The organism is Nonomuraea sp. WAC 01424 (genome assembly GCF_003947315.1).
Classification (GTDB): domain Bacteria; phylum Actinomycetota; class Actinomycetes; order Streptosporangiales; family Streptosporangiaceae; genus Nonomuraea; species Nonomuraea spiralis.
The window spans coordinates 276,946-295,150 of the sequence record NZ_QHHZ01000002.1 but is presented as its reverse complement, the minus strand read 5'-3'; the positions used below and the strand labels follow the sequence as shown (position 1 = coordinate 295,150).

14 protein-coding genes are annotated in these 18,205 nt (G+C 72.2%); 8 read left to right on the top strand and 6 right to left on the bottom strand.

Features of this window, described 5'->3' with window-relative positions:
- The first annotated feature begins 53 nt into the window (after positions 1-53).
- The 4 genes from DMB42_RS06705 to DMB42_RS06695 are packed head-to-tail and all read left to right on the top strand — an operon-like array spanning position 54 to position 3,552.
- Entirely contained in the window at positions 54-560 is a 507-nt protein-coding gene (locus DMB42_RS06705; protein ID WP_125631720.1) for a PadR family transcriptional regulator, read from the top strand.
- A complete protein-coding gene (locus DMB42_RS06700) occupies positions 557-1,285 on the top strand; it encodes an ABC transporter ATP-binding protein (protein WP_125631718.1) in 729 nt (242 codons plus the stop codon). The genes DMB42_RS06705 and DMB42_RS06700 overlap by 4 nt, the downstream gene beginning before the upstream one ends.
- Positions 1,282-1,620: a hypothetical protein gene (locus DMB42_RS54805; protein ID WP_260477537.1), complete on the top strand. Its 339-nt coding sequence runs from the start codon at positions 1,282-1,284 to the stop codon at positions 1,618-1,620. Before DMB42_RS06700 ends, DMB42_RS54805 begins: the two co-directional genes overlap by 4 nt.
- A gap of 3 nt (positions 1,621-1,623) precedes the next feature.
- Positions 1,624-3,552: an ABC transporter permease gene (locus tag DMB42_RS06695; protein WP_260477536.1), complete on the top strand. Its 1,929-nt coding sequence runs from the start codon at positions 1,624-1,626 to the stop codon at positions 3,550-3,552.
- Here DMB42_RS06695 and treS read toward each other — a convergent pair.
- Positions 3,539-5,245: a maltose alpha-D-glucosyltransferase gene (gene treS, locus DMB42_RS06690; RefSeq protein ID WP_125631716.1), complete on the bottom strand. Its 1,707-nt coding sequence runs from the start codon at positions 5,243-5,245 to the stop codon at positions 3,539-3,541. The genes DMB42_RS06695 and treS overlap by 14 nt on opposite strands.
- A gap of 264 nt (positions 5,246-5,509) precedes the next feature.
- Positions 5,510-7,132 carry an asparagine synthetase B family protein gene (locus tag DMB42_RS06685; protein WP_260477535.1) on the bottom strand — a complete coding sequence of 541 codons (1,623 nt, stop codon included), beginning with the start codon at positions 7,130-7,132 and terminating at the stop codon, positions 5,510-5,512.
- A 117-nt stretch (positions 7,133-7,249) separates the two neighbouring features.
- Here DMB42_RS06685 and DMB42_RS06680 point away from each other — a divergent pair, with 117 nt between their 5' ends.
- From DMB42_RS06680 to DMB42_RS06665, 4 genes are all read left to right on the top strand, one after another.
- Complete coding sequence (locus DMB42_RS06680; protein WP_125631713.1) at positions 7,250-9,061, top strand: hypothetical protein; 1,812 nt, start codon at positions 7,250-7,252, stop codon at positions 9,059-9,061.
- Positions 9,062-9,077: 16 nt separating this feature from the next.
- Complete coding sequence (locus tag DMB42_RS06675) at positions 9,078-9,698, top strand: anticodon-binding protein (protein ID WP_125631711.1); 621 nt, start codon at positions 9,078-9,080, stop codon at positions 9,696-9,698.
- A gap of 124 nt (positions 9,699-9,822) precedes the next feature.
- Positions 9,823-11,205: a diaminopimelate decarboxylase gene (gene lysA / locus DMB42_RS06670; RefSeq protein WP_125631709.1), complete on the top strand. Its 1,383-nt coding sequence runs from the start codon at positions 9,823-9,825 to the stop codon at positions 11,203-11,205.
- The gene (locus DMB42_RS06665; protein ID WP_125631707.1) at positions 11,202-12,491 is read left to right on the top strand and encodes a homoserine dehydrogenase; all 1,290 of its coding nucleotides are present in this window, start codon (positions 11,202-11,204) and stop codon (positions 12,489-12,491) included. The genes lysA and DMB42_RS06665 overlap by 4 nt, the downstream gene beginning before the upstream one ends.
- Before the next feature lie 16 nt (positions 12,492-12,507).
- On the opposite strand, the gene DMB42_RS55950 is transcribed toward DMB42_RS06665, so the two are convergent.
- The 4 genes from DMB42_RS55950 to DMB42_RS06645 are packed head-to-tail and all read right to left on the bottom strand — an operon-like array spanning position 12,508 to position 18,075.
- Positions 12,508-14,187 (bottom strand): glycosyltransferase family A protein, encoded by a 1,680-nt coding sequence (locus DMB42_RS55950; RefSeq protein ID WP_125631705.1) that lies wholly within the window; start codon positions 14,185-14,187, stop codon positions 12,508-12,510.
- Positions 14,184-16,148, bottom strand: a complete 1,965-nt coding sequence (locus tag DMB42_RS06655; protein ID WP_125631703.1) for a glycosyltransferase — start codon at positions 16,146-16,148, stop codon at positions 14,184-14,186. The genes DMB42_RS55950 and DMB42_RS06655 overlap by 4 nt, the downstream gene beginning before the upstream one ends.
- A complete protein-coding gene (locus DMB42_RS06650) occupies positions 16,145-17,641 on the bottom strand; it encodes a glycosyltransferase family 2 protein (RefSeq protein WP_125631701.1) in 1,497 nt (498 codons plus the stop codon). The genes DMB42_RS06655 and DMB42_RS06650 overlap by 4 nt, the downstream gene beginning before the upstream one ends.
- Positions 17,638-18,075, bottom strand: a complete 438-nt coding sequence (locus tag DMB42_RS06645) for a hypothetical protein (protein WP_125631699.1) — start codon at positions 18,073-18,075, stop codon at positions 17,638-17,640. Before DMB42_RS06645 ends, DMB42_RS06650 begins: the two co-directional genes overlap by 4 nt.
- Positions 18,076-18,205: the final 130 nt, after the last annotated feature.

Sequence of the window (18,205 nt, the reverse complement as noted above, 5' to 3'; positions counted from 1 at the left end):
GGTCAACGGATACCTACGTAACGCTCACGTAACACAAAGCGGGGAGGTGAGGCGTGCGGCTTCACCTGCTGGCGCTCCTGGCCAAGGAACCGGCCCACGGCTACGAGCTCAAACAGGCCCTCGAGCAGACATTCGGCAGCGCCTACCCCTCCCCGAACATCGGCCAGATATACGTGACCCTCGGCCGGCTGGAGAAGGACGGGTTGGTCAGGGCCGTGGACGTCGAACAGTCCAACCGGCCGAACAAGAAGGTCTACTATCTGACGGCGAAGGGCCGCGACCTGCTCACCATCTGGGTCGACGAGCCCACCGAGGGGCCCAGGGTGCGCGACGAGTTCTTCATGAAGCTCGTGCTCGCGCCGCTCACCGGCATCGCCGACCGGATGGCGCTGATCAACCGCCAGCGTCGCCACTACCTGTCGCTCATGGGCGACCTCAACGACCTGCTTTCCCGTACGGCGCCCACCGACAGGGTCGCCCTGCTGCTGATCGAAGGGGCCATGCTGCACCTGCAGGCCGATCTTGACTGGTTGGAGCGATGCCAGGAGGATCTGACATGAGCTCGGTCCTAAAAACGGTCAATCTGGTCAAAATCTACCAGGATGGCGCGGTGCCGGTCCCGGCCGTGCGCGGGGTGGACCTCCAGGTCGAGCCGGGTGAGTTCGTCGCGATCATGGGGCCGTCCGGCTCGGGCAAGTCCACGCTCGTGCACATGCTCGGCGGGCTCGACGCGCGTACCAGCGGCGAGATCTGGCTCGACGGGCAGCGGGTCGACACCCTGTCCGAGAGCGCCTGGGCGCTGCTGCGGCGCAAGAAGGTCGGCTTCGTCTTCCAGTTCTTCAACCTGGTCGCCAACATGACCGTCGGCGACAACGTCGAGCTGCCCGCGCTGCTGGCCGGGGCCTCGCCCAAGGTGGCCCGCGAGCGGCGGGAGAGCCTGCTCGGCGCGCTCAACCTGGCCGACCGCGCCGGAGCCTCGCCCGCCCAGCTTTCCGGCGGCGAGCAGCAGCGCGTCGCGCTGGCCAGGGCGCTGGCCAACAAGCCCAGCCTGCTGCTGGCCGACGAACCGACCGGCAACCTCGACAGCCGCAACACGCGCGACGTGCTGCGCCTGCTCGGCGACGTGCACAAAGAGGGGCAGACGATCGTCATGGTCACCCACGACGCCCGGGTGGCCAGCCTGGCCGACCGGCTGGTGTCGCTGTCCGACGGCGAGATCGTCGACGACGGCCGCATCGCCCGCCGCCGTACCCGCACCGCCGGCGAGGTGATCGACCTCCGATGAGCACCACCCGGGCCGGGAGCCGGTGGATCAGGGCCGACCTGCGGGCGAGGAAGGGCCAGGCGGTGCTCACCGTGCTGGTCGTGGCCGGGATCGTGGCCGCCCTGATCACCGCCGCGACCCTCCTGGAGGACGGCACCAACCCCTGGCGCAGCCTGTCGGCCCAGACCGACGGCGCCCACGTCTGGGTCTACACCGACGACGCCCCGGACGTCGCCCTCGACCGCATAGACGGCGTCACGGGCGTCGCCGGGCCCTACCGCTCGGCCCCCGTCACCGTGGCCCAGGAGGGCAAGAAGGAGCCCGCGTCGCTGCGCGCGATGCCCGCCGCGCCGTAGCCGGTGGCCCACCCCGTACTGGCCGAGGGGAGGTGGCTCGACGCCGGACAGCCCGACGGCGTCGTCGTCGAGCACTCCTTCGCCAGGTCGCTGGGCCTGGCGATCGGCTCGCCTTTCACGGTCATCGCGCTCAGCGGCGAGCGCCACACCCTCTACGTACGCGGCGTCGTCGACTCGGCCGACCAGGGCTTCTACCCCGAGTGGACGCCCGGCCTGGCCTGGGTGCTGCCCGCCACGCTCGACCGCATCGAGCCCATGCTGGGCCGCAGCGAATGGGTGACCGGCCTGCGCCTGACCGACCCCGACGCCAGCCAGGTCGTCGCCCAGCGCGTCGTCGTGATGCTGGAGGACAGACTCCAGCGTGTCTACACCTGGCGCGAGGTCAGGGCCGCGATGGAGCTGGACAACCGGCTGCTCGGCACGCTGCTCGCGCTGTTCGGCGTCGTGGGCATGGTCGCCGCGGCGCTGGCGCTGGCCAACGCGGCCGGCGGCCGGGTGCTCGGCCAGCTGCGCGACCTGGCCACGCTCAAGTCCATGGGCTTCACCGGCGGCCAGGTCGCCCTGCTGCTCCTGGTCGAGCACGGCGCGCTCGGACTGCTCGGCGTGGGCCTCGGCGCGCTATCGGGCTGGGGGGCGACGGTGGTCGTGCTGGGCACGTACTCGGCCGCGCCGATGCCGGTGCTGGCCATCGTGGCGGGCACGGCGCTCGTGGTGCTCGGCGCGGTGGGCGTGCCCGCCTGGCGGGGCGCGCGCACACCGCCGATCCCCGCCGTGCCGGCCTCGCCGCCGCGCGGCCACCTGTCCAGGCTGGCCCGCCTAGGCCTCCTCGTACGCCTCCCGCCCGCCCTGATCCTCGGCACCCGCGACGCCTTCACCAGGCGCGTGCCGGCGTTCCTGACGGCGTTCGGACTGGCCGTGCCGATGATGATGATCACGATCGGCCTCGGCGTCTGGTCCACCCTCGACAACTTCCTCAGCCACCCCGAGCAGGTCGGCCAGCACGCCAGCCTGTACGTACGCCCCGGCAAGCAGATGGAGTCGGCCGACGCCAAACGCATCGCCGAACGCGACCGCGACGTGCGCTCGGTCTACCCGGGCACCGACGTGAACGCCCTGGCCCCGGGCGAGGCCCGGTCGGTCCGGGTACGGGCCGTCGGCGGCTCGGCCGACCCCTACCCCTTCCCCGTCGTGGAGGGCCGGGGCTACACCGAGCCCGGCGAGGCGGTGGCCGGACAAGGCCTGCTCGACCTCCTGGGCGTCCGGATCGGCGACCGGGTACGCCTGACCGTGGGCGGCTCGCCGCTGATCGTCCGGATCGTCGGCCGTACGGTCGAGCCCGACCTGGACGGCGAGGTGCTCTCGGTGGGCCTGGACAGCCTGGCCGCCAAGGACTCCGTGCCGCCCCAGTACTACGCGCTGGCCCTGCGGCCGGGCGCGGACAAGGCGGAGGTGCGCGCGAGGCTGCTGGCGGACTCGGCAGAGGGGCTCGACGTGCAGGCCGCGGTCAACCCGGCCGACCGGCTGTCGATCATCAGAGTGGTGATCGTGGCGCTGATCGGCGTGCTGGCCCTGATCGGGCTGGCCAACCTGCTCACCGCGAGCGCGATCGGGTTGCGTGACCACGCCTTCGACCTGGCCGTGCTCAAAGCCATGGGGCTGACGCCACGCCAGGTCATGGCCACGCTGGTGACCGGTACGGGCCTGCTGGTCGTGCTCGGCGGCGCCGCCGGCACGGCGGTGGGGGCGTCGGTGGTGGTGGGGCTGATCGATCTCCAGGGTCACACGAGCGGCGTGGGCGCCGGCATCGGCCGCGCGCCCGCGCCGCTGACCCTGATCGTGGCCGTGGTCGCGGCCGTGGGCACGGCCCTCGCGGTGGCGATCATTCCCGCCCGCCGCGCGGCCCGTGCCCAGGTGCCCGTCACTTCGCGCTGATCTCCTCGGGCTTCAGCGCGAACCAGTAGAACCCGTGGCCCGGCAGGGTCAGCAGGTAGGGCAGCTCACCGATCCTCGGGAAGCGCACCCCGCCGCGGGCCTCGACCGGCACCATGCCCTCGAACCGGCGCAGGTCCAGCTCGACGGGCTGCGGGAACTTCGACAGGTTGTTGACGCACAACATCACGTCGTCGCGGTCCTCGCGCACGTACGTGAGCACGCACGGGTTGGAGGACCACATCTCGGTGTAGGCGCCGGTCCCGAACACCGCATGGTTCTTGCGGATCTCCAGCATGCGCCGGGTGAAGTGCAGCAGTGAGCCCTCGTGGCGCTGCTGTGCCTCCACGTTGACCGCCTGGAAGCCGTAGATCGGGTCCATGACGGCGGGCAGGTAGAGGCGGCCCGGGTCGGCCGAGGAGAACCCGGCGTTGCGGTCGGGGCTCCACTGCATCGGCGTACGGACCGAGTCGCGGTCCTCCAGCCAGATGTTGTCGCCCATGCCGATCTCGTCGCCGTAGTACATGACCGGCGAGCCGGGCAGCGACAGCAGCAGGGCCGTGAACAGCTCGATCAGGTCCCTGTTGTTGTCCAGCAGGGGCGCGAGGCGCCGCCTGATGCCGAGGTAGGCCCGCATGCGCGGGTCCTTGGCGTACTCGTTGTGCATGTAGTCGCGCTCTTCCTCGGTCACCGTCTCGAGCGTGAGCTCGTCGTGGTTGCGCAGGAAGATGCCCCACTGTGCCGTGTCGGGCAGCTTGGGGGTGCGGGACATGATCTCGGAGATCGGCTCGCGGGTCTCCTTCTTCACCGCCATGTAGATGCGCGGCATCAGCGGGAAGTGGAAGGCCATGTGGCACTCGTCGCCGCCGGTGGTGGGGTCGCCGAAGTACTCGACGACGTCCTCGGGCCACCCGTTGGCCTCGGCCAGCAGCACGCGGTCGGGATAGAGCCGGTCGACCTCCGAGCGGATCTTCTTCAGGTACGCGTGCGTCTCCGGCAGCCCGGAGCACGCGGTGCCCTCACGCTCGAACAGGTACGGGACCGCGTCCAGGCGGAAGCCGTCGATGCCCAGGTCCAGCCAGAACCGCAGCACCTCCAGCATGGCCTCCTGCACCGCCGGGTTGTCATAGTTCAGGTCCGGCTGGTGGTGGAAGAAACGGTGCCAGTAGTACTGCTTGCGCACCGGGTCGTACGTCCAGTTGGACTCCTCGGCGCCGATGAAGATGATGGGCGCGTCCGGATAGCCGGTGGGCTCGTCCGACCAGACGTAGAAGTCCCCGTAGGGCCCCTCCGGGTCATGCCTGGAGGCCTGGAACCACGGGTGCCTGTCGCTGGTGTGGTTCATGACGAGGTCGGTGATGATCCGCAGACCCCGCTCGTGCGCGGCCTCGATCAACTGGACGAAGTCCCCCAGGTCACCAAAATCCGGGAGGATCTTCATATAGTCCGAAATGTCATAACCGCCGTCGCGCAGCGGCGACTCGTACAGCGGCAACAGCCAGAGGCAGTCCACGCCGAGCCATTCAAGGTACCCGAGCTTCTCGATGAGACCGCGCAGGTCCCCCGTACCGTCGCCGTTGGAGTCCTTGAACCCCCGGACGAGAACCTCGTAGAACACCGCCCGCTTGTACCATCGCGGATCTTCGGAGACGAACGCCTCAGAGATCGACTCCGGTGATGGGGATGCGTTGATCATGATGTCGCTCACAGGAAGAGATGTGGGCAGGACGAAGTCACCGGTTACCCCGGCGTTCTTAGCTGGTGACCGCGCCGCGTGGAGTCGTCATCCCTGCGAACTCCATGCCCTCGAACGAGACCGGATTTGTGATCTGGTGCCCGTTTGTTGCGGCGCTTACGGGCCGAACACTACCAGCCCGTTGGCTTTCCGGAACCCGCTTCTGCTGTGCGACGTGTAATACCCGCGAGATCAGTATGTAATCGCCCTGTTACCGAGAGTTCGCTAAAAAGGCGGCGTGACGTCCGGGAGGTCGTTCTCGAAGTCGTTCAGCCAGAGTCCGAAAAGCACCAGCCCGCGCACCCAGAACCGGTCGTTCCAGCCGCTGAACCGGGTCAGGGCGTCGGGACCGCCGGCGATCACCTCGTGCAGCTCGTCGGAGAACATTCCGGGCACGCGCCGGGCCACCACGTCGAGCATCCCGTGGGAGTAGGCCCGCGCCGGGGCCGCCGTGGAACGCAGTGGCACCCGCTGGAGCGGCTGCTTGACCACGTTCGTGGAGGGCAGCGCGGCCACCCTCGGGTTGGCCGCGTGCAGCACCTCGCGGTAGAAGCGGCCCTTGTCCTTGCGCCCGACGCCGACGCTGAGCGCGGCGTCGAAGAAGGCGGGGTGGATGAACGGCGCCGCGAACGACGCCTCCGGGCCCACCAGGTTGACCGCGGAACGCGCGATGCCGCGCACGGTCCTGGTGTGCAACACCGACAGCGGCAGCTCGGCCCGGTGCCCGTGGAGCATCGAGGTGGCCGCCGCGAACTGCTCGCGCACGGTCTCCTCCATCCACTGCGCGGCGGCCTTGGACAGGAACGGCTGCGTGGGCGCCCCGAGCGACAGCGAGCCCAGCAGCGCCGCCGAGCGTTCGGCCTGCGTCCTGGCCTCCAGGGCGGCGCCGCTGACCATGAAGTTCTTCAGCAGCGGGCCGCCGGCCAGGCCGTCCACCAGGATCCGGCCCGAGCCGTGCACCTCCTTGGCGAAGGGCGCGTACCAGGCGTGGTGCGGGGTCAGGTACTCCAGCCTGCGGGCCACCTCGGCGGCGTCGCCGGGGTAGGCGGCGGCGTCCTGGGTGATCACCCGGTGCGGGATGCTCAGCTCGCGGGTGATCGACCTGGCGAAGGCGATGTCGGTGTCGGTGCCGTCGTCGGGGCTGGTGGTCCACGACTCGACGTCGGCGCCGCGGGCCATGGCCACGCTCGCCAGCAGGCGCGAGTCGTAGCCGCCGCTGACCGGTACGAGCAGTTTGCGTCCGTCGTAGTCCTCGTAGACGTGGTGCAGCAGCTCGACGATCTCCTCGGCGCTGGTCCACGCCTCGTACGGCTCGGTGCGCAACCAGCGCGGCAACCGGCGCTCGGTGGACAGCCGGCCGTGCTCGAACACCAGCGCGCTCGACCCCGGCAGCCGCCTGACCTCCCGGTACGGGGTCGCCTCGCCCATCGGGAACGTCACCTGGATGATCGAGGCCCAGGCCGCCCAGTCGATCTCGATGGGCACCAGGCTGAGCAGCGGCTGGATCAGCGAGGAGAAGTAGACCGCGTCGCCCTGGCGTACGTAGTAGACGTCGACCAGGCCGAGCGCCCCCGCGTGCAGCGTCACCCGCGCGCCGTCGCCGACGAGGCCGGGCGTCTCGTACGTCTCCGCGACCGTGATCCAGTCCTCGGCCGCGGCGGGCTTGCGCTCACCCCATGAGAACGCGAACGCGCCGCCCGCCCGGTGGTAGGGCGGCAGCGGCGCGGAGCTGAACAGCGCGGCCTCGTCCGTCTGGAGCGCGGGCCGCACCTTGGGGCCCGCGGCGGTGAGTTTGCCCAGTATGGAGGTGTCGATCCGACCGAGAGCGCCGCATACATAGGGTCGCACGTTGAACTGCACCGGATCTCATCCCTTCGAGACGCTTCCTGCAAAAGAGTATCCTTTGCCGGGCTAAGAGAGCGGAGGTCCCGGTTGTCTACCGAGCTGGAAAGCACGCGTCGGGCGTTGCGGGAGGCTGTCGCGCAGGCCGAGCACCCGGTCGAACTGGCCAGGCTGCTGGACGCCGCGCAGTCCAGGCTGGCGGCGGCCGAGGAGAACGCCGAGGAGGTCAGGAAGCTGGCCGAACGGCTGAGCGAGACCGAGGAGCGGCTGGAGGTCGAGCGGGCCGCGGCCGACAAACTGCGCAGGGAGCTGGCCGAGCAGCGCTTCCAGGCCGAGGTGGCCAACTGGAAGCTGTCCTCGATCAAGGTCGCCCGCTGGAACCGGCTGGGCGACGCGATCAAGAGCGGCAGGAACAACCCCATGCGCCTGGCCAAGGGGCTCAGAGGCGCGGCCAAGCCGGTCAAGCGGCCGATCGCGCCCAAGCGCAGGCCGGTGGCCGCCCAGGGCGCCAAGGAAGCGCGTCCAGGTGCCTCCTTCCAGGCCACCAGCACGACCAGGACGCTGGGCGGGGCCTCGTTCAAGCTCAAGCCGTACCGGGTGCCCACCGGGCCCAACACCCGGCCCCATCTGACCGCGGCCGTGATCGCCGATCCGCACGCCGAGGCGCTGCTGCGCTACGAGTGGCGCCAGACGACCGGCTTCACGCCGCGCGACTTCGCCAGGGTGCTGCCGCTGGAGGTGCCCCACCTGCTCGTGGTGGAGTCCGTCACGCAGGGCCCGTGGCTGGAGGAGCTGACCGGCGAGCCGGGCGAGGGGCTCAAGGCGCTGCTGGCCTGGTGCGCCGAACGCGGCATCCGCACCGTCTTCTGGCACACGCAGGGCGACGTCGCCGACTACGCCGCCGCCGCCGGGCTGTTCGAGCACCGCTTCACCAACGACACCACCGTCGCCTGGCCGCGCCTGCACTTCGGCGTGCAGCCGCGGGTGCACAACCCGCTGCCGCTGGCCGGCGGGCGCATCGACCGCGTGCTCACGCTCGACCAGCTCCTGCCGCCGCACCTGGCCTATCCCGACGCGCTCACCTCCTACCGCTGGCCCGCGGCGGCCGACTGCCCGCCGGGCACACCCCAGTGGCGGCTGGCCGAGATCGCGACCTGCGGCACGCCGATCGGCACCGAGCCCGACTCGCGGCGGGCGCACGTGGCACTGCGGCGGGCCTACGACATGGGGACAATGACCGAGCGCGTGGACGAGCTGCTGGAGGCCGTCGGGCTGCCCTGCGTACGCGCCACGCTGAACACCTCCGTGTTGCTGCCCGTCCTCGACCCGGCGCTGATGGAACACGCGCTGGCCCAGGTGGCCAGGCAGTCGGACGTGGCCCAGGTCGTCGTCATCGGCCCGCCCGAGGCCGAGCTGCGCGCCCGTGACGTGCTGATCGACGCCGAGGTCCTGTACCGGCGGCCGCACCCGGCGATGTCCGAGGGCGCGATGCTGGCCAAGGGCCTCGACCTGTGCGAGGCCGACCTCGTCGCGGTCATGGACCCGCGCGACGTGTACGGCTCCAACTACCTGTCGGACCTGCGCCGGGCGTTCCTGTTCAGCACGGCCGACATCGTGGGCAAGGCCGCCTTCTACGCCCACCTGCGCAAACCCCAGGCCACCCTGCTCAAGCAGCCGGACGCCGAGTACGCCTACCTCCCCGAGATCGCCGGGGCCACCCTGCTGGCCCGCAGGAACACCCTGCGCGAGGTGGGCTTCGCCGACCTCACCGAGGGCTGGGACGAGGTCATGATGCGGCAGTGCCGCACCGACGGCGTCAAGGTCTTCTCCGCCGACCGGTTCGGTTACGTACGGGTGCGCGACGAGGACCGCTGGCTGCTCGGCGCGGCCCACCTGGTCGAGTACGGCTCGGCGGAGCCGCACGCGCTGATCTGACGCCTACGCTGAGGTCATGATCGACCTGCTGGCCGAGGTGCTGGGGGAGCCGCCGGCGCCCGACGGCACGTGGGAGCGGGAGGCCGTCTACGTGTCGGCCGCCGCGTTGCGCCGCCGGATCCCCCCGCACGACCTGGCCGCGCGGGTACGTGCCGTGCCCGGCGTGGCTGGGGCCGAGGTGCGGGGGAACGGCTTCCTGCGGATCGTCGTGGCCGAGCCGGGGCGGCTCGTCGAGTCGCTGATCCCGCCGGACCTGCCCGAGCCGGCCTGGCCCGACTTCCCCCGTACCTGGGACAACCCCGGCTTCGTGGTCCGGTACGGCCACGCGCGCGCCTGCGCGGTGCGGCGGTGGGCGGGGGCGCTCGGGGTGCCGCTCACCGGGTTCCGGCCCGAACTCCTCGACGGCCCCTACGACCGGCGGGTGTTGCGGGTGCTGGCCGAACTGCCCGGACGGGCCGTCAGCCGCGACCCCGGCTGGGAGAGTTACCTGGTCCGGCTGGCGCTGGCCTACCACGACGCCCACGAGCACGCGCCCGCCGTCCCGGTGGGGGACGAGCCCGTCCGGCCGGTGCACACTGCGCGGTTGAGGCTGGCGGAGGCCGTACGGGTGGTACTGGTGGGACCGGAAAGACTGTGATGTATCGGAAAATATCCGGCCAAACCGCGAAAAATCGTAAAAATATCGCTTGTGGACCTTGATCGCGTCTCGATACGTGGGCATCGGTCCTGGGAGGGGCGGCGATTCCGATAGCCTCGTTCGGGTGAGTCGATTCGTCCATCCAGCCGGGGACCGGCACGCTGAGATGCTGCCCCACGAGCGCCCGCCGATGGCGCCCGCCGACCTCAACCGGATCAATCCCGCGATCTGGCCCCGAACGTCGACCCGGACCGATGGCACGCTCACTGTCGGCGGCGTCGACGTGCGCGATCTGGCCCGCGAGCACGGCACCCCGCTCTACGTGCTCGACGAGTCCGACGTGCGCTCCCGGATGCGCGACTACGCCACGGCCTTCCAGGGCTCCGAGGTCCACTACGCGGGCAAGGCGTTCCTGTGCAAGGAGATCGTGCGCTGGCTGGCCGAGGAAGGGCTCGGGCTCGACGTCGCCGGCGGCGGCGAGCTGGCGGTGGCGCTCAGCGTCGGCTTCCCGCCCGAGCGCATCACCCTCCACGGCAACAACAAGTCCAAGGCCGAGCTGACCCGGGCCCTCGAGTGCGGCGTCGGGCACATCGTGGTCGACTCCTACGAGGAGATCGCCCGCCTCGGCTACCTCGCCGAGCAGCTCGGCAAGCGGCCCAAGGTGATGATCCGGGTGACCACCGGGGTCGAGGCCCACACCCACGAGTTCATCGCCACGGCCCACGACGACCAGAAGTTCGGCCTGTCGCTCAACACCGGGGCCGCCGCCGAGGCCGTGCGCCGCATCCTCGCCCTGCCGCAGCTCGACCTCGTCGGGCTCCACTCCCACATCGGGTCGCAGATCGTCGACACGGCCGGGTTCGAGGTGGCCGCGCGGCGCCTGGCCACGCTGCTCGTGCAGATCAAGGACGAGCACGGCGTGGTCCTGCCCGAGCTCGACCTCGGCGGCGGCTACGGCATCGCCTACGTCGAGGGCGACGAGGCCCCCGACATCAAGGAGCTGGCCGACGGCCTGCGCGAGATCGTCGCCAAGGTCTGCGTCGACGCCGGCCTGCCGGTGGCGGCCGTGACCGTCGAGCCCGGGCGCACGATCGTCGGCACGGGCGGCATCACCCTCTACGAGGTGGGCACGGTCAAGGACGTCGAGGGGCTGCGCTCGTACGTCAGCGTCGACGGCGGCATGAGCGACAACGTGCGCACCGCCCTCTACGGCGCCGAGTACACCGCCGCCCTCGTCAGCCGCGCCAGCGACGCCGAGCCCATGCTCAGCCGCCTGGTCGGCAAGCACTGCGAGAGCGGCGACATCATCGTGCGCGACTTCTACCTGCCCGCCGACCTGGCGCCGGGTGACCTGGTCGCCGTGGCCGCGACGGGCGCCTACTGCCGTTCGCTGGCCAGCAACTACAACTACCTGCCCAGGCCCGCCGTGGTCGCCGTCGCCGACGGCCGGGCCAGGGTGATCGTGCGGGGCGAGACCGAGGACGACCTGTTGAGGGGGCAGCTGTGAAACCGCTGAAAGTGGCTCTGCTGGGCTGCGGCGTCGTCGGTTCCCAGGTCATCAGGCTGCTGCACGAGCAGGCCGACGACCTGGCCGCGCGCATCGGCGCGCCGCTCGCGCTGGCGGGCGTGGCCGTGCGCAGGCTCGGGCGCAAACGCGACATCGACGTCGACCCGGCGCTGCTCACCACCGACGCCGAGTCCCTGGTCACCCGCGACGACATCGACATCGTCGTCGAGGTGATCGGCGGCATCGAGCCGGCCCGCACGCTCATCGTCGCGGCCCTCGAACGCGGCAAGTCGGTCGTCACGGCCAACAAGGCCCTCCTGGCCGAGGACGGCTCGTCCCTGCACGAGGCGGCCCGCCGGGGCCAAGGCGACCTCTACTTCGAGGCCAGCGTCGCGGGCGCGATCCCGCTGCTGCGCCCGCTGCGCGAGTCGCTGGCCGGCGACCACGTCAAGCGCGTGCTCGGCATCGTCAACGGCACCACCAACTACATCCTCGACAAGATGGACACCACGGGCGCGTCCTTCACCGACGCCCTGGAGGAGGCCCAGACGCTCGGCTACGCCGAGGCCGACCCGACGGCCGACGTCGAGGGCTTCGACGCCGCCGCCAAGGCCGCCATCCTGGCCGGTCTGGCCTTCCACAGCCGCGTCACCGCCGACAAGGTCCACCGCGAGGGCATCACCGACATCACCGCGACCGACGTCGCCTCCGCCAAGGCCATGGGCTACGTCATCAAGCTGCTGGCCATCTGCCAGCGCTCCGACGACGGCCACTCCTTCGGCGTACGGGTGCACCCGGCGATGATCCCGCGCACGCATCCGCTCGCCGGGGTGCGCGAGGCGTACAACGCGGTGTTCGTGGAGGCGGAGTCGGCCGGGCAGCTCATGTTCTACGGCAAGGGCGCCGGCGGCGCGCCCACGGCCTCGGCCGTGCTCGGCGACCTCGTGGCGGTGGGCCGCAACCGCCTGGCCGGCACCCACGGCCCCGAGGAATCGACCTACGCCGACCTGGCCGTCCACCCGATGGGCGACACGGTCACGCGCTGCCACGTGGCGCTCGACGTGGCCGACAAGCCGGGCGTGCTGGCCCGGGTGGCCGACCTGTTCGCCAAGCACGACGTGTCGATCCAGACCGTCCGCCAGGAGGGCCACGGCGACGACGCCCAGCTCGTCATCGTCACCCACCGCGCCACCGACGCCGCCCTCACGGCGACCATGGAGGGGCTGCGCGAGCTCGACATCGTCCGCGCGATCGCCAGTGTGATGCGCGTGGAGGGCGACGACTGACGCCTGCCCCGCCCGGTCAGTCGCCGGCGGGGAAGGCCAGGTCGCGGACGCGGCGGACGGCGCGTTTCAGGACCGTGCGGCGCTGCTCGCGGGCCAGCCGTACGGCCTCGCGCCGCCAGCTCTCGGCCTTCTCCCGCCAGCGGGCCGCGTCCCTGCCGTTCTTGGCAGACTCCCGGCGGAGCTGGGCGATCTCGGCGCGCAGCGCGGCCACCCGCTTGCGGTGCAGGAGCAGGTCCTTCTCGTACCGGGCGGCGAGCACGGCCGACTCCGGCGCCGGCCGCCTGCGGGGCGGGTAGACGCCGGGGCGGCGGTGCAGGCCCCACGACGAGCCGTCCGCCCATTCCAGGCCGAACAGGGCGTCGATCAGGTCGTCCGGGTCGTCGTCGGGGGTGGCGACCAGGGCGGCTCTGGCCAGGGCGGCCGTACGGTCCAGGCGGGCGGCGACCACTCCCCGCGGGGTCTCGTCCAGGGCCAGGCAGAGGGCGCCGAGGTCGTGCTCCTCCAGGTGGGCGGTCAGGCGTTCGAGGGTGTCGGGCGCGAGGGTCCAGCCGGGCGGGACGGTCAGGCGGAAGGGGGCCGTCGTGGCGGCGGGCGGCTCGGTGGCCAGCCGGACGCGGGGGTCGTGCTCGAAGGTGGCCTTGATGAGGCGCAGGTCCAGGTCGGGGTCGTTCAGGGGCGAGCGGCGGCCGGTGGACAGCGCGGGCCACGGGCCCGTGAGGATGAGGCGCACGTCGGGGATCGAGGAGGCGAGCAGGGCGTCCGCGGTGGCGCGGGTGTCCTCGTACGCGCCCGCCGGCACCACCGCCTCCACGTACGGCACCAGCCACTGCCGTCCGGCGTCCGTACGCAGGTACCGCCGGTGCGGGACGCGGTCGGCCACGTAGGGATCGTTGTACCGCTTCAGCGCGGCCACGTCGCGCATCGCGGTCGGCAGGCCGACGTGCCACGCCCGCGACTCCGGATCCGGGACGAACACCGCGCCCGCCTGCGTCAGCCGATACCCCAGCTCGGTGTCCTCGGCCAGGACCAGCGAGGTGTCCAGGCCGCCGATCGAGCGCAGCAGCGCCGCCGGGTACGACGCCGTCGCCCCCACGTGCACGCGCGCGGCCGTCGCCCCGGACGCCGTACGCAGGCCGTCGTGGTCGTGGATGATCTTCTCGGCCCAGTCGTGGCGGTGCGGCGACAGGGGGAACAGGTCGTCCTCGGCGCCCTCGGCCAGGGCGTCGGCGACCTGGCCCGGCGTGGGCAGCTCGGTGGCCGAGGTGAAGTCGATCCAGCCCAGTCCCACCACGTACGGGGCCAGGTGGTGCCAGCGGAGCTGGGCCTCGACGTGCCGCCGGTGCGGGACCATGTCGGCGTCCAGGACGAGGATCACCTCGCCGGCGGCGGCGTCCACGCCCGCCTGCACGGCCCAGGCGCGGCCCCAGCCGCCCGGCGGGCTCGAGATCAGCTTGGTCGTGCCGGGGACGAGCTCGGGCAGGCGGATGGGGGTGGCGCTGCCGTCGTCCACCACGATCACGTCGAGCAGGTGCTCGGGGTAACTCTGCGCGGACAGGGCGGCGAGCGTCAGGTCCAGGGTCTCCTGGCGGTCGTGCGCGGGGATGACGACGGTGACGGTGAGCTCCGGCTCCCAGGCCCCCAGCTCTGGAGGGGCGAGGACGCCGAAGTCGTTTCCGCGGATGCGGGGGACGGTCATGGGCGGCTGCTCCCCTCCAGCTCCATCAGCGCGTTGGGACGGAAGCCGCGCCACTGGCGGCGGTTGCGCCGCAGGAACGTGCCGATCGGCTCCTGCCAGGTGTGGGCCGAGGCCGGGCCGCGGCGCAGGATGTACCCCAGGCCGTGGGTGCGGTAGATCTGGCCGCCCGCCGCCTGCAACGCCTCCTGGAACTGGGTGTCCACCGAACGCCGCAGCGGACGGAACCCGCCCACGGCCTGGAACGCCGACCGCTCCACCAGGATCGTGCCGCCCGCCACGAAACTGGTGATTTGCTCGGTGACCTGGCTGCGGTGCACGGTGACGTCGATCGCGGCCAGGTAGACGAACTCGGGCACCGTGCCGACCACCTGCGCCCCCGAGTAGGCGTGCGCGAGCAGCAGGTCGGCGAGGAAGTCGGGGCCGTACCAGTCGTCGTCGTCCATCTTCAGCAGGAACGAGCCCGAGGCCCTGGCGGCGGCCTCGTTCAGCACCTCGCCGAAGACCGCCTGGCGGTCGGCCTCGAACACGGTCAGCGGGCCGTCGAAGGCGGCCAGCGCGGCGGCGACGTCGGGATGCTCCCGGGGGACGCCGTGCAGCGCGAGCACCACTTCGAGCTGGGCGTCGCGCTGGCGGGCGATCTGCCGCAGGGCGAAGGCGACCATGTCCGCGCGCCGGGTGGCCAGCAGGACCGAGGTCAGCGGGGGAGCGGGCGCGGGCGCGCCGAGCTGCTCCCACCGGGCGGCCACGCCGTGGGTACGCAGGGCGGCCCGGCGCAACCGGATGCTGTGCTCCTCGCGCCGCAGGTCGTCGGACAGGTCGGGCGCGGCGGGCAGGAGCGTGACCAGCTCGTCCCCGAGGGCCCCCGCCCAGCGCGGCACGGCCCCGGTCACCAGCGGCACCCCGGCGGCGGCCAGCCCGGCCAGCACCCGTACGGCCGCCAGCGGCCCGCTGTGCGGGTGTTGCCAGCTCACCTCGACGCCGCGGACCTGCCGCAGCCGTGCCACGTCGGCGTCGGTGACCCCGCCGGACTCGGCGAACGCCGTCACGACCTTGCCGTCCAGCAACACCGACCAGCGTCCGTCGTGCTCGGCCAGCGAGGCCATGCCCCGGGACGGCGTGGTCACGAAGCCTTGGGGGTTCACCAGGCGCTCGTCCACGGGCGGGACCATCGACGGCTCGCCGAGCACGTCGGGGTCGGCCAGCGGCGAGCCCGCCCTGCCGGGACGGCCGATGCTCTCCCAGCTCGCGGCCACGATCGTGGGCCGCTCGATGGGCGTCTGATCTCCGGCCCACCCGACCTCGCCACGGTCGCCCGGCACGCCCGCCGCCTCGCCTCCCGGGACGTCGCCCAGCGTGCGCAGGACGACGTCGCTGCCCGGGGCGCCGACACGTTCCGGGACCGGCCCGCTCACCTCGGCGGGCGTCGCGTTCGGGTCGCCGGGACGCCAGTCGGCCGACCCGATGCCCGCGATGCCGGCCGCCGGCGCCGCGATCACGTCCAGCCGGTGCCCGGCGAACGCGCGCGCGGTCGCGGTCACCGTACGGCCGGCCGGCGTGGCGGCGGAGAAACGCGCGTCCACCACCCACACCCGGTTCCCGGGCTGGTACACCCGCAGATCCGTCAGCGACCGCCAGCGGTGGGCCGGCGTGGGCGTGGGCACCGGGGCCGGATGCGAGGCGGGCGTGTCGAGCACGCACACCACCACCCGCCCGGCCAGCGGGAGCAGCTTGTGCAGGGTCGCCACCCTGCGCAGGTCGGCGGGCGTCCCGGCCAGCACGAGGACGTGCCCGGCCGTCTCCGGCTCGGCGGGCGGCTCCAGCAGGTCGCGGTCCAGGTCCACGGCGTTGTCGGGCAGGCCGCCGGCCCCCTCGATCCCGGCCAGGAACACGCGGGCGCCGGGCAGGTCCGCCAGCAGCCCGTCGATCGTCCGGCGCACGGCGGGCGCCCGGTCGGCGATCACCCCGCGCTCCGCAGGTGCCTGATCAGCGAGCTCAGCGGGCCGCGGGCGGGGTCCTCCTCGTCCTGCGGGACGGACAGGCGCTCGACCTCGGCGGCGAGCCGGTCGGCCGTGGCCCGCAGCTCCTTGATCTCCGCCTGCCGACGGGCCGCCAGCGCGCGCCACTTGGCCGGGTCGCCGGTCAGCGGGCCGGCCTCCTCGACGGTGCTGAGGCCGTACTCGCCGCCCTCGACCCACAGAGCGCCGAACAGCTCGTCCACCAGGTCGTCTGCGGCGCCCTCGAAGCGCGCGGCTCGGGCGAAGGCGGCCGTGCGTTCCAGCCGGGCGGCCACCACCCCGTCCGCGTCCTCCGCGAGCGCGAGGCAGACCAGGCCGAGCAGGTCGTCGTCGGCCAGCCGGACGAGCCCGGCGAGGGTGTCGGCCCCGAGCACCCATCCGGCGGGCAGCCGCAGCAGGAACGGGGTCGGGGTGACGGAGACCGGTTCGCTCTCCGCGAACACGACGCGGGGCTCGTGGGCGTACAGGTTGTGCAGCAGCCGCAGGTCGAGCAGCGGGTCGTCGAGGCTGGACCGGCGTCCGCCGGTCAGCTTCCCCCACGCGCCGACGAGGGTGACGGCGGCGTCGGGCAGCGTGCCGGCCAGCGCCGCGTCCACGCTCGCCCGGGTCTCCTCGTACGTCGTGGCGCCCACCACGACCTGGACGTACGGCACCCGCCAGTGGCGGCGCGGATGGCCGCGCAACCAGCGCAGATCCGGGATGAGGTCGCCCAGGTAGGACCAGTTGTGCCGATGGACCTCCTTCTCGCGCAGCATCACCGTGGACGGCCCGACGTGCCACGCCCTGGCCTGCGGATCGGGCACGAACACCGCTCCCGCCTGGGCCAGCCGGTAGCCCAGCTCGGTGTCCTCGGCCATGTTGAGCGTGGCGTCCACGCCGCCCGCCGCCCGCAGCAACTCGGCGCGTACGGACGAGGAGGCCCCCGTGTGCAGCAGGTACGCGCCGGTCCCGGCGTCCTTGAGCATCCGGGTCGAGTCCAGGGTCTTCCTCGTGTACTCCGACTGGGTGCCCTCCTCGCCGGGGGCCGACACGAACCGGGTGTCGCCGATCACCACCGCGTGGTCGATCAGGTGGTGCCAGCGCATGTGCGCCTCAAGGTGGTCCGGCGCGAGGATCATGTCGGAGTCCAGCCAGTGGATCACCTCGCCGGTGGCGGCCAGTTGCCCGGTCTGCCGGGCCGCGCCGCGTCCCCAGCCGTCGCGCACCCGTACGACGCGGGCGTCGGCCAGTTCGACCGGCGGCGTGCTGCCGTCGTCGGCGACCACGATCTCGACGAGCCCGGCCGGATACGTCTGCGCGGCCAGCGCGGAGACCGTCCGCTCCAGCGCCTCCTGGCAGTCGTAGGCCGGGATGACGACCGACACGCTCAGCTCGGGTTTCCAGTCCCCGATCGCGGGCGGGGACAGCACCCCGTAGTCGTTGTGCCGGACGCGCGTCATGCCAGGCCCTTGGCCAGCGCGCGGACCTCCTCGCGCAGCTCTTCGACCTCTCGCGCCCTGGTCATGGCGTGCACCCGGTCCTCGCCGAGCGAGGCGAGGATCGCGCCGATGTCGTCGGCCCGGCGCGCGGCGGACTCCTCGACGGCCTGCACCAGCAGCTCCAGCCGGGAGTCGAGGTTCTTGATGGCGGCGGTGGCGCGGGCGAGCTCGGCCTCGTGCTTCTTCATCCGCAGGTCGATCCGGTGCGCCTTGCCGTCCACGCGGCGCACGGTGAGCAGCAGGAGGGCGAGGGCGGCCAGCGTGACCGCGAACCCCGCGCCGGCAGCCGCCGCACCGAACGTGAGCAGGCCGGCCAGGACGAGGAGCACGAGTACGCCGGCAGCCGCAAGTCCGAGAAGTGCGGCGGTCGCTGCCAGTCGGCGGGGCGAGAGCATCCGCGCAAACCTTTCGTAGTCACGACTTGTCTGGCATAGGGGCCGGGTCGGATTATTGACACCTTAATAAACCCCGAGCACTACCGTGCCATAAGTTCCTGTAGGAAAACTGGGAACCCTCCGCCCCACG